This is a genomic window from Neisseria sp. HMSC067G12, assembly GCF_001812725.1.
Lineage (GTDB): Bacteria > Pseudomonadota > Gammaproteobacteria > Burkholderiales > Neisseriaceae > Neisseria > Neisseria perflava.
The window spans coordinates 5,303-14,739 of record NZ_KV810217.1 but is presented as its reverse complement, the minus strand read 5'-3'; the positions used below and the strand labels follow the sequence as shown (position 1 = coordinate 14,739).

Here is a 9,437-nt window from a genome sequence, read left to right as displayed (position 1 = left end):
TGTTCGACGTTCAACCGTCTTAACGGTCTTGACGACTTTCCGTTCCCATCTTCCGCAGTGTCGGCATTTGCGTGATTGTTTATTGGCATAGACCCATTTGTGATGCCATTTAGTTAATGCACACACTCCGACACGTTCGTATTCATTCCATTTGACTTCAGCGACAACCTCCGCTTCAGTGGTTCTAACAAAACAAAAAGTCTCAACTTTTTCGGAGCCGTAACAAATCCTGCTGCCAATAAAATCTTCAAGACCGTCATCAATAAACCAGCCGATATACCAGTCAAATCCATCTTTAAACTTAACAATTCGTGGATAAGCTCCTAAAGTTTCAATCAGTTTGGATTTTTTCTTCAAAAATCGAAAAATATAGTCAATGTATTTAGGGTCTTTTTTCGGGTTGAATTTTTTGATGTTCATTGTTTATCCTTCCAAACATCACCACCAGCCTGTACATTTCCATTGCCTTTTACAATCTGAACATTACCTGCCAAGTGATTTTCAAGTTCAGCTTGTTTATCGATCCATGCTTTAAGCTCTGACCAAGTTTCAAACTTAGTTCGCTTGTCACGAATCAACCTGCCCAACTTAATGCCCAGATAAGACAAAAACATCAAACCGCTGATAAATGTCCAAAACACTGAGGCTGACCAATGGCTGATATACACACAAAAACTCAACATCAACCCCGTGAAAACATCCTTGATGATGCTTTCCAAAACACTTTCACTTGCGTTGTACGCGATAAAGTTTTTACTTCTGATTTCAATCATTTAACCACCCCAAGAATCGCCAAAAACGCCACAAGGACAACAATCAACCCAAAAAACATACCGCAGGCATCCAAAACAACAGCTTTAGTCCGCTGCTTAAACCAGTTTTCAATCAGGCTCATCAGTGCCAAAACCACCAGTGCCAAACCAATCAGCCCGCAGATCAAGAGATAAATCATCATTCCAATGCTCATGACGCTTCTTCCTTCAAAAACGTTATCCAATGTGTCTGTGTTTGGTTTTGCTTATGCTTCATGCTAACGTGCCCAATAAGTGGTTCTACGTTAGTCAGAGCAAGAATCTCTTTCACAGGGATTTGATTTTCACTCCACTTAAAAATCAATATGCCGTCAGGACGCAATACCCGGAAACACTCAGCAAACCCTTTACGAAAATCTTCTCTCCACTCATTGCCCAACACCCCGTATTTTTTTGCAAGCCAAGATTTTTCTCCCGCTCTTTGTAAATGAGGCGGATCGAAAACCACTACTGCGAACGTGTTGTCAGGAAAAGGGATATTTGTAAAATCCATAACCACATCGGGATTAATTTCCAGTTTGCGCAGATATTTCCGGTCTTTCAGTAGATGGATTTCTTTGCGTTTATCGCCGAAAACAGCTTCAGGGTTATTTTTATTGAACCACATCATCCGGCTGCCGCAACACGGGTCTAATACCTTCATCACGCTTCCTCCCATAAAGTTATCGCCTGAGCCAAAGTTTCCGCCTCCGCCGTTTTCCACATCCCGTCCGGCGCACGCGCAACGATTACAAAGCCTTCACCGTCCTTCTTCATGATCATCAGCTCGCCACGGTCTTCGACCCATTCTGCAATTTCTTTTTGATTCATTTTTGCTCTCCAATTTGTTTCACGCCGTCTGTACCATTCATGGCATGATGTAACTGCACTTGTTTACCCGATTCCATTCCTTGAGCTAATGCCCCATATTCCATCTTTGACCCTTGGAGAATTGATGATTTCGCATCCCTTGTTTTCGCTTCGACCATGTCCGGAAGTTCTTTTTTTTGTATCCGTCCATAACGGCTTTTTCTTCATCGGACATCTCAAATTTTTTGACTATCTTCCAAGCACCCATAATCCAACCATTGCAAAATTGGTCGGCAAGATAAGTTCTATGTGCTTGCTTTCTTGCTCGGCAGTTTTTTAAAAATTTGCGGCGTTCGGCAGAAATCTGCCGATAAACTACATCAAAGGCATAGGCTGAGATTTCTGCTCTATTTCCAATGCCGTAAAACATCATCGTCTTCCCACGTTGGTAAGATTGGCACCCAAATATATCGGCAATCATATTTGCAACGCCCCATTGCCAATCTGCTAATTTAAAGGCCATTCTCCGATCAGCTCTTTGTTCAGAGACTTCAGATAAAGCAATATCCACAGCATTGACTTCATGCCTCTCCATTAAAGCCTGCGCTTGCTTTAACGCCTGTGCGGCCTCGTGTTCATTTGCCGACTTACTCAAAGCCAAGCATTTCTTGATTTTGTCTAAGACTTTCTCTTTATTCATCTTAAATCCTTTTAAATCAATACCTTACATTTTCAATAAGGCAAAAAAATATAGAGCAACATCAACGCCTTACCGTTTTAATTGTCGTCATACCCGTCATGGCATTTGCCTATCATGTGCAACACAACGATTCGGGCCAGCATTTCAAGCCAAATCCCCAGCAACACCAACACAGCCAATCCGACAACAAACCAAATCATTTTTTCTCCTCCTTCTTCTCGGCAGGCCGTTTAAAACGCGCCTGATATTCCTCGATTTCACGCTCTCTATTTTTTTGCGCCATTCGCGCCGTCGCACGCCTGCGGTGTTGTCCCCAAGCCTGCCAATCCGTATTACGTCGTCCAAAACTCATTTCACACATCCTTTCACAATCGCCTTATCGCCATATTTCGCGCGGATTTCCTTAAGCGCACGTTCCAAAGCCTCTTGTTTCGCCGTAGGGCTCAATGGCTTATCGCTCATAAACAATACCTTTCATTTTTTCTTCCGTACTCATCGACTCGTATTGCTCGCCCAAGGCTTTTGCCTCCAAATCCGCCAGACGCTCGCGGCGCGACATTTCCAACTTTGCCGCCGACACCACCGGCTTAGAGCAGCTGTGCAGCATCGTTCCCACCAAAACCGCCCAAAACAACAACCAAAAAGCCAAACCGATCCACTTGGTTTTCCGTTCGCAAAACAAATTAGACATTTTCCTATTTCCTTATAAATCAATTACTTAATATTTTTTCAAGGCAAAAAAATTATTGCGTACCCAATCCGCCTTAACCTGCGCCGCCCATTCCTTGGCTTCCTCTTTGCTCTCGAAGCGTTTCCGCAGTCGGCGAATTTGCAACCATGCGAAGCCTTCTTTCCGCTTGCCGCGTACATCAGCCCGCCAAATCTTCCGCCGTTTATGGGTTTCATAATCGTGCCAAGTGTCCTCATAGACTCCGGCGTGTACCGCATATTCGTGTCTCATTTCAGCCAACCTTTTTACGCTTTTCGCATGGTTTAATTTCACACTTTTGACATGCCCGCCAGTGCTGCATTTTGATAGGGTTATGCGTCGGAGCGGGGGAGAGAGAGATTTCAATACATTCGGCTCGTTCCATCCGCCGACCTTCAAACGGACACATCACCTTGCGAAATACATCCGCCACTTTCGCAGCAACTTTGTCTGGCTTGCCGTTGTATTTACCGTTCAAAATCAGACTGATGCTTGTCGCGCTGTATCGGAGTTTTGCCGCAGTCTTCATCAGTCCGTCTTTCTCGACCTCTTCCTTCAAAACCGCGTACCAATCTTCTTTCATATAATCTTTTTCATTCATAATCAGGAACCTCCCTTAATACAATTTCGTTTATATTTGGGTCATACACCTCTCTGACAGCCAGAAGCTGCGGTGCTTTCGACCCTGTATTCTTCAAAAGGACAAACGATTTTTTCCGAGCGTTGCCCGTATTTTTCAGATAACCCGCCGCTTCAAGGTGTTGAGCATAAACCTTGGCCATACTGCGGCTGACAGGGTGTGTCATATTGACGTGGGCCGTCAGGCTGTCCAAGTCAAAGGTTTTCAAAATCCGCATCGTCCGCCACAAGGCTTCCGTTACCGGACATTTCAACGGCTGACCGTCATCAGACAAGCGGGGCGCATCAACACCCGCATCCCGCTCCAGTCGGTATCCGTACGGTCTGCAAAAGTCCGAACCCTTCTGTATCGACACAAACCCGCCTTTATTAAGAGCTTTCAGATACGCGTACACCGTATTCCCGCTCAGTTGGCAGGCTTTGGCGATTTCAGAGACCGTCTGAAGCCTGTCCTTATTGCCCCGCAGACAGTTCCAAATCTCTTGTCGGCGGTTGCGGGGCTTCGTCAATGTCGTCATGCTCATAATTTGACCCCGCGTTTAGGTGCTTCGCCCTTGTACAGGTCGGCTTTCGCACAAATCTCGCGCGTTACCGTATCCAAGCCTTGCTGGTTGGCAAGCTCCAACAGATTGACCAAATTGACCGTTACGCGGCGTACCGAGCCGTGCGCCAAATCCACCAAATAAGACAGCGCATCTTTTTCAAACGTCAAATCAGGCGCGTAAACCTTCGCCAACTCTTCCGCGTCTGCCAAATCGACAGGCTGCGCAGGTACCCAAGCCAGCACGCGACCGTGGAAACGCTCGAATTTCTTCAGCTTGGTCGGCAACATCTCCTCGCCCACCAACATCAGCGGGGCTTGGCTGCCCTCGTAGATGTCGCGCACCAGCTCGACCAATCCCTTATGCGTAACCAAATAGTCCGCCTCATCCAAAATCAACGGACGCTGACTGGCGGCCAACTGTTCGCAGATCACATCCAAACAACCCGCCGCCGTCCGTGCAGGCGGCAAGCCCATCTCGAAGCAGATTTTTTCCAAAAGCGTCTTTTTGCTCCATGCGCTGCGCAGCTGGACATAGTAAGCGCGTGTCTCATTCGCCACCGCCACCGTCGCCGTCGTCTTACCGAAACCCGAAGGGCCGTACAACACACCCAAACCCGGCAAACCGTCCTGACGGTTGACCAAACGCTCCATTGCAACGGAGACCAAAGACAGATTGTTGATATTTGCAATTTTCATTTTTAAAATCCTTTTAAAGTAGTGAATAAACCTTGTTTTAAACCCCGAAAGGTCGTCTGAAATCAAGCCAGCATCGCCCGTTTGGACAACGCCTTATACTCATTGCTTTGCGGATACCGCTCCAGCCATCTTTGCGCCTGCGGCGGCAAATCCGCCTGACCGCAAATCCGCTGATACAGCGCAAACCGCTCCGATGCTTCGGACGGTACCGACCAGCCCGCAGCCGTTTCCGGTTCAGACGGCATCGCAACCGCCTTCACTTCCACAGCCTCGACCGTTAAATCATCCTCACGGCTTCGGAGTTGCGAAAGTAAAGCAGCCTTCTTCTTGACTTCCGCCATACCCAACACCATTCCCCCGATATTGACCGAGTCCTGATGTTCGATGGTCGGTACGCGGCGTTCTTTCAGGATGTTTTGCTGTTGCAGCTCGTTGCGTTTCAGACGCTCGTCGTTGCGTTTGTCTTCCGCGCGTTCCAAGACGCTGACAGGCATATAATCCGTCGAGTTGCCATGCCATTCCGCTTTGCAGATAAGGCGTCCGACATCGTCGTATATCCAAACCCAAAGCGCGTCCTGCACGTCGTAGCCGACCCTGACCGTTTCACCGTTGAACTCCATCAATTCGGCGGAATAATAAGTATTGCCGAACAGCGATACCTCCCCGCGCCGTACCGTGCGCATTACCTGCGGTCGGAACAAATACCCTTCCTCCTCCGGCGACACCCTCGGCGGCTCGCCAAACTCCGCTACCTTCAAAGCCCAAAACTCATTAGGCGACATATGCCGGCGTTTGCCATCGCGGTCGGTAAACTTAGGCAGCGAACGGTGCGGTCGGTCGTTATATTCGTCCACCACCCGTTCGATATAGCCCTTAAACTCATCCCAAGTAGGAATCGGCGAATTCAAAATCTTCCCGTGCAGGCGGACTTCCTTACGCGACAACTTAAACAGCTTCTGCCGCGCCTCGTCGTCCATATTTTTTCCCACAAAAGACGGCAGGTTCGCCGCCGCCCGTGTGAAAATATTATGGCTGCGTTCCGACGCGCCCTTCGCTTGCGAGTTATAAGCCCGCGAATGCGTCATCGTCATACCCAGCCTGCCCATCAGACCCGTTGCCTCATCCGTCATCATCAAGTTTTCAAAGCCACGACCCCAGTCCACATACCAAAGCGCACCGATGGCCGCGCGGCTCGCGTGGCTTAAAGCCTCAAGCACGGTAAACCGGCTTTCCGCCAGCCCCACGCTCCAGCCCATACACCGTCTTGTGCCAACGTCCAAAACCGTCGTAATTTCAGGTCTGAACGGCAGCCCCGATAACGGATTCAACACCTCCGCATCAAACGTATGACCGTCGGCGGTGTAGATGGCGGCAGGTTTCAAGTGCAGGAAATCGCGCCGTTTGTGCGGCAGGATATTTTTCAAATCCCGCGCGCCGCGTCGTCCGCGTTCACGCTCCACATTGCCAAGCTTGCCCAACCACCGGCGCACCTGATGGATACTCGGCACATCGCCCCCTCTCCCCGTGGGAGAGGGTTGGGGAGAGGGCAAAGCCTCCAGCCTGTTCACAAACAAGCGGTAAGCTTCAGAAACAGAAGGCTTCATCGGCAGCCGGTAGCATTCCAAAAACACAGGCAGCCAAGACGGGACGTTCATATCCTCGGTTCTAGATTTCGGCGCGAGGCTGTTAGATTCCCGCGCCGCAAACCACCGCTTGATGGTCCGTACGCTCGGCAGCTTCCCACCGCCGCCGCGCCCGTCGGCAGCCAAAGAAAACAGCTTCGCAATATGCTCGAAGCCAGGCATCTTCGCCTGCGTCAAAACAGTCGTCATCGCCGCCTCCTTCGACACACCCGATTCCGCCATTACCAGCTCGACCGCAGACAAAACCCCGCGTCGTGCCGATTCGCACAGCCGTTGTTGCTCCGTCGAGCCGTCCGCAACGCCGATGGTAAGCTGTCCCCCTCGCACATCGGGAGAGGGCAGCCCCGCCTCCTCGCCGCCTTTTTCTTCATAAGAAGACAGGGGGGCGGGCAAATCTGACAAACCGCCCAAAACCTCGTTCAGCTTCTTCGCCTGAATCAGTTTCAACACCTCTGGGGGCGGTGCATATTCGCGGCGTTTGCCGTTTTTCCCACCCTGACAAGAGGCTTCAATAAAAGACCACTTCTCTCGTTCAACCTTATATAAGATTGCTCTGTTCGTCTTAGGAAATTTTTCCAAGTTCATTTCCAATAACTCGGAAATCGAATAATGCGTTTTCATGCTGCCGCCTCTTTATATAAATAAGCATAGCGGGGGCGGATGCGCCGCCCGTCTTTCGTCCACCGTTCAGGCCACAGCTCATACAAGGGCTTGCCCAACACTTTCGCAATCGCCATCTCGCCGGCAGTCGACGGCTTTCTCAAAGCCTGACGCACTGTGCTTTCGCCTATACCTGCCATCGCAGCCACATCGGCAAGCGACAGTCCCTTCATTTTGATTTCCGCCCGTATCATTTCAGGATGCATACCGTTCATCTCTTTTTATTGCCTTTCATCATCTTATATATAAAAATGACGTTCCCATTAACATTGAGGATAACGTCATGTCCGAATATAAAACGTCCAAGTATTTAAGCATTGCCCAGCTCTACGATCTGGCTGACGACTGGTGGCGGCTCGACCCCGAGCAGCACCGTTTCGTCAGTGGTTTCATCAGTGATTGGGACACTTACCAATCATGGCTTGACGAACATAGCGTGCCATTTGCAGCTTATAAGGCTGGCGGCAAATCACGGCAAGAAACCATAGCAGCCTACCCCGAACACTACCCGCTATTTGTTTATGCCCAATGGCTGCGGCTGCAAGACGGTTTGCTGCTGCATACCCTGCTGTTGCGATACGGTTATGCAGACGCCTGCTCGAAAAAAGGCGCGCTTGAGCCTTCAGCAGATTTCTTTGAGCTTCTGATGGACGAAGCCGCCCGTTTGAATCTCTTCCCGCCCACCGCATTTGATGCGGGTGCGGAAATGGCAGCCCTAAACCGTCATTCGCAAAAGGGGTGATGCCTGGTTTTTCGTATTTCATCTTTCATTTCCTTTCTATATAAAAGTGTGTAGCGTGGGCTTTGCCCACAAAATTCAACCAAAACCGTTTAATCGGTCGTCCGAACCGTTTCAGACGACCTGTTAAACAGTCTCCTTCCTGACGGGCCGAATACCCGTCATTTTTTTGGCTATTTCCAAATTGTTAAAGAACACTGCAAAATCGGTTATACTGTTTTAAAGTTGCCGTTTCGCTGTTTTTAAAATTATATAACTTGGAAATTATTTCGCAACTAAAATTTCCATGCTTTCCTATGTTGTTTTGACAAGTGATTGTTTTAAATATGAAAATAATTTCTAAGATTTTTTCCATGTTTTTAATTGGAGCATGGAAATGAAAGAGCCAAAATTCAGCATCTCTGAAATTCAGAATTTGATTACCCAGTTGAATCTGATAAGCCTGCCGAATACAACACGCGCCATTCAATACAGGGCAGAAAGAGAACATTGGGAATATGAAGAAGCACCTTCACAAGGTGGGAAGAAAGGTGTTAAAAGAATCTACCCTCTTCCTCCTTATGTTATTGATGAATTGGAACAAAAAGGCTTGCTCCATTTGATAGATGGCGCGGAAACAGACACACCGCTTGAAGTCCGCAACACTCAACCCGATGTAGCGCATATCGAAAATATGGATTACGCAGACTGGGCGGCACGTCAGGATACGCGCGACATCGTACCCGTCCGCTATTACAAAGAAGTCTTCGCCAGCGCAGGCAGCGGCGCAATACCGTGGGACACCGACCCCGAAGCCATGTGGTTCCGAACCGCCTTCTTCAAACACCTGCAACTCTCGCCGGCAGACTGCTTCTGTACCCGTATCGACGGGGACAGCATGTTTCCAACCCTAATCGACCAAGGCACCGTCCTATGGCAAACCGCCACGCGCTACACCCGTGAAGGAATCTACCTGTTTCGACAACAAGACGAACTCCGAGTCAAACGCCTGCAACGCCTGACCGCCGATACACTCAACATCATCAGCGACAACCCAAATAAATCCATCTACCCGACAACCCAACTAACCCTGTCTGCCTCCACCCCCGCCGACTTCCAAATCCTCGGCAAATACCTCTGGAGCTGCGGCATATCAAAATAAACAACTTCCCGATAATTCCCATGACAAAAAAAGCGCGAAACTGACAAAAAACTGTCAGATTTCGCGCTTTTTTCGCAATTCTAAAATTTTCCCCTATTTTTTAAATATCTTCATGTTCTCAATAATTTCTGCATTTTTTCCACGTTATATATCTATGACAAAACTAACACCACCCCACAGCTATATCGAGAAACTGCACATTACCCCCGCCAATGCCCATGAGTGCAAACACCTGTCGCCTTTGTTGGAAGAACTGCCCAAAGATATGACCGTCTATGCCGACAAAGGCTATGACAGTGAGGAAAACCGGCAACATCTGGAAGAACATCGGTTGCTGGACGGCATTATGCGCAAAGCCCACCGCA

Annotated in this window: 17 protein-coding genes and 1 pseudogene; 3 read left to right on the top strand and 15 right to left on the bottom strand. The window is 48.8% G+C overall.

Annotation, left to right across the window (positions count from 1 at the left end; genetic code table 11):
• From HMPREF2871_RS09780 to HMPREF2871_RS09725, 15 genes are all read right to left on the bottom strand, one after another.
• Nucleotides 1-420: hypothetical protein (locus HMPREF2871_RS09780; protein WP_083307496.1), on the bottom strand; the 420-nt coding region annotated here is incomplete at its 3' end.
• Nucleotides 417-773 carry a hypothetical protein gene (locus tag HMPREF2871_RS09775; RefSeq protein ID WP_049343826.1) on the bottom strand — a complete coding sequence of 119 codons (357 nt, stop codon included), beginning with the start codon at nt 771-773 and terminating at the stop codon, nt 417-419. The genes HMPREF2871_RS09780 and HMPREF2871_RS09775, both read right to left, overlap by 4 nt.
• Nucleotides 770-967 carry a hypothetical protein gene (locus HMPREF2871_RS09770; protein WP_049343825.1) on the bottom strand — a complete coding sequence of 66 codons (198 nt, stop codon included), beginning with the start codon at nt 965-967 and terminating at the stop codon, nt 770-772. Before HMPREF2871_RS09770 ends, HMPREF2871_RS09775 begins: the two co-directional genes overlap by 4 nt.
• Complete coding sequence (locus HMPREF2871_RS09765) at nt 964-1,455, bottom strand: methyltransferase domain-containing protein (protein ID WP_049343824.1); 492 nt, start codon at nt 1,453-1,455, stop codon at nt 964-966. Before HMPREF2871_RS09765 ends, HMPREF2871_RS09770 begins: the two co-directional genes overlap by 4 nt.
• On the bottom strand, nt 1,455-1,622 hold the full coding sequence (locus tag HMPREF2871_RS11915) for a hypothetical protein (protein ID WP_168162675.1): 168 nt from the start codon (nt 1,620-1,622) through the stop codon (nt 1,455-1,457). The genes HMPREF2871_RS09765 and HMPREF2871_RS11915 overlap by 1 nt, the downstream gene beginning before the upstream one ends.
• A gap of 85 nt (nt 1,623-1,707) precedes the next feature.
• Nucleotides 1,708-2,301: a DUF7168 domain-containing protein gene (locus HMPREF2871_RS09760; protein ID WP_239665342.1), complete on the bottom strand. Its 594-nt coding sequence runs from the start codon at nt 2,299-2,301 to the stop codon at nt 1,708-1,710.
• A gap of 77 nt (nt 2,302-2,378) precedes the next feature.
• The gene (locus tag HMPREF2871_RS12170; RefSeq protein WP_256388732.1) at nt 2,379-2,501 is read right to left on the bottom strand and encodes a hypothetical protein; all 123 of its coding nucleotides are present in this window, start codon (nt 2,499-2,501) and stop codon (nt 2,379-2,381) included.
• Nucleotides 2,498-2,653 carry a hypothetical protein gene (locus tag HMPREF2871_RS11910; protein WP_168162045.1) on the bottom strand — a complete coding sequence of 52 codons (156 nt, stop codon included), beginning with the start codon at nt 2,651-2,653 and terminating at the stop codon, nt 2,498-2,500. Before HMPREF2871_RS11910 ends, HMPREF2871_RS12170 begins: the two co-directional genes overlap by 4 nt.
• 99 nt (nt 2,654-2,752) lie before the next feature.
• On the bottom strand, nt 2,753-2,992 hold the full coding sequence (locus tag HMPREF2871_RS09755) for a hypothetical protein (RefSeq protein ID WP_049343822.1): 240 nt from the start codon (nt 2,990-2,992) through the stop codon (nt 2,753-2,755).
• A 27-nt stretch (nt 2,993-3,019) separates the two neighbouring features.
• On the bottom strand, nt 3,020-3,262 hold the full coding sequence (locus tag HMPREF2871_RS09750) for a toxin PIN (protein ID WP_070588118.1): 243 nt from the start codon (nt 3,260-3,262) through the stop codon (nt 3,020-3,022).
• 1 nt (nt 3,263) lies between these two features.
• Nucleotides 3,264-3,611, bottom strand: coding sequence for a hypothetical protein (locus HMPREF2871_RS09745; protein ID WP_049343892.1), 348 nt, complete (start codon nt 3,609-3,611; stop codon nt 3,264-3,266).
• Nucleotides 3,604-4,173, bottom strand: coding sequence for a LexA family transcriptional regulator (locus tag HMPREF2871_RS09740; RefSeq protein ID WP_049343894.1), 570 nt, complete (start codon nt 4,171-4,173; stop codon nt 3,604-3,606). The genes HMPREF2871_RS09745 and HMPREF2871_RS09740 overlap by 8 nt, the downstream gene beginning before the upstream one ends.
• On the bottom strand, nt 4,170-4,889 hold the full coding sequence (locus HMPREF2871_RS09735) for an AAA family ATPase (protein ID WP_049343896.1): 720 nt from the start codon (nt 4,887-4,889) through the stop codon (nt 4,170-4,172). Before HMPREF2871_RS09735 ends, HMPREF2871_RS09740 begins: the two co-directional genes overlap by 4 nt.
• Before the next feature lie 62 nt (nt 4,890-4,951).
• Entirely contained in the window at nt 4,952-7,153 is a 2,202-nt protein-coding gene (locus HMPREF2871_RS09730) for a Mu transposase C-terminal domain-containing protein (RefSeq protein WP_049343898.1), read from the bottom strand.
• Nucleotides 7,150-7,407, bottom strand: a complete 258-nt coding sequence (locus HMPREF2871_RS09725) for a helix-turn-helix domain-containing protein (protein WP_049226745.1) — start codon at nt 7,405-7,407, stop codon at nt 7,150-7,152. The genes HMPREF2871_RS09730 and HMPREF2871_RS09725 overlap by 4 nt, the downstream gene beginning before the upstream one ends.
• 68 nt (nt 7,408-7,475) lie before the next feature.
• Between HMPREF2871_RS09725 and HMPREF2871_RS09720 the strand changes: the two genes are divergently transcribed.
• The 3 genes and pseudogenes from HMPREF2871_RS09720 to HMPREF2871_RS09710 all read left to right on the top strand — a co-directional run.
• Nucleotides 7,476-7,934, top strand: a complete 459-nt coding sequence (locus HMPREF2871_RS09720) for a hypothetical protein (RefSeq protein WP_049343900.1) — start codon at nt 7,476-7,478, stop codon at nt 7,932-7,934.
• Nucleotides 7,935-8,307: 373 nt separating this feature from the next.
• Nucleotides 8,308-9,072 carry a S24 family peptidase gene (locus HMPREF2871_RS09715; RefSeq protein WP_239665344.1) on the top strand — a complete coding sequence of 255 codons (765 nt, stop codon included), beginning with the start codon at nt 8,308-8,310 and terminating at the stop codon, nt 9,070-9,072.
• Nucleotides 9,073-9,253: 181 nt separating this feature from the next.
• Nucleotides 9,254-9,437 (top strand): annotated as a pseudogene (locus HMPREF2871_RS09710) (transposase); the annotation flags it as partial.

What these genes read in the sequence shown, in the direction of transcription:
- HMPREF2871_RS09775 (WP_049343826.1), bottom strand. Translation starts at nt 773, where the DNA reads ATGATTGAAATCAGAAGTAAAAACTTTATCGCGTACAACGCAAGTGAA.
- HMPREF2871_RS09770 (WP_049343825.1), bottom strand. Translation starts at nt 967, where the DNA reads ATGAGCATTGGAATGATGATTTATCTCTTGATCTGCGGGCTGATTGGT.
- HMPREF2871_RS09765 (WP_049343824.1), bottom strand. Translation starts at nt 1,455, where the DNA reads ATGAAGGTATTAGACCCGTGTTGCGGCAGCCGGATGATGTGGTTCAAT.
- HMPREF2871_RS11915 (WP_168162675.1), bottom strand. Translation starts at nt 1,622, where the DNA reads ATGAATCAAAAAGAAATTGCAGAATGGGTCGAAGACCGTGGCGAGCTG.
- HMPREF2871_RS09760 (WP_239665342.1), bottom strand. Translation starts at nt 2,301, where the DNA reads ATGAATAAAGAGAAAGTCTTAGACAAAATCAAGAAATGCTTGGCTTTG.
- HMPREF2871_RS12170 (WP_256388732.1), bottom strand. Translation starts at nt 2,501, where the DNA reads ATGATTTGGTTTGTTGTCGGATTGGCTGTGTTGGTGTTGCTGGGGATT.
- HMPREF2871_RS11910 (WP_168162045.1), bottom strand. Translation starts at nt 2,653, where the DNA reads ATGAGTTTTGGACGACGTAATACGGATTGGCAGGCTTGGGGACAACAC.
- HMPREF2871_RS09755 (WP_049343822.1), bottom strand. Translation starts at nt 2,992, where the DNA reads ATGTCTAATTTGTTTTGCGAACGGAAAACCAAGTGGATCGGTTTGGCT.
- HMPREF2871_RS09750 (WP_070588118.1), bottom strand. Translation starts at nt 3,262, where the DNA reads ATGAGACACGAATATGCGGTACACGCCGGAGTCTATGAGGACACTTGG.
- HMPREF2871_RS09745 (WP_049343892.1), bottom strand. Translation starts at nt 3,611, where the DNA reads ATGAATGAAAAAGATTATATGAAAGAAGATTGGTACGCGGTTTTGAAG.
- HMPREF2871_RS09740 (WP_049343894.1), bottom strand. Translation starts at nt 4,173, where the DNA reads ATGAGCATGACGACATTGACGAAGCCCCGCAACCGCCGACAAGAGATT.
- HMPREF2871_RS09735 (WP_049343896.1), bottom strand. Translation starts at nt 4,889, where the DNA reads ATGAAAATTGCAAATATCAACAATCTGTCTTTGGTCTCCGTTGCAATG.
- HMPREF2871_RS09730 (WP_049343898.1), bottom strand. Translation starts at nt 7,153, where the DNA reads ATGAAAACGCATTATTCGATTTCCGAGTTATTGGAAATGAACTTGGAA.
- HMPREF2871_RS09725 (WP_049226745.1), bottom strand. Translation starts at nt 7,407, where the DNA reads ATGAACGGTATGCATCCTGAAATGATACGGGCGGAAATCAAAATGAAG.
- HMPREF2871_RS09720 (WP_049343900.1), top strand. Translation starts at nt 7,476, where the DNA reads ATGTCCGAATATAAAACGTCCAAGTATTTAAGCATTGCCCAGCTCTAC.
- HMPREF2871_RS09715 (WP_239665344.1), top strand. Translation starts at nt 8,308, where the DNA reads ATGAAAGAGCCAAAATTCAGCATCTCTGAAATTCAGAATTTGATTACC.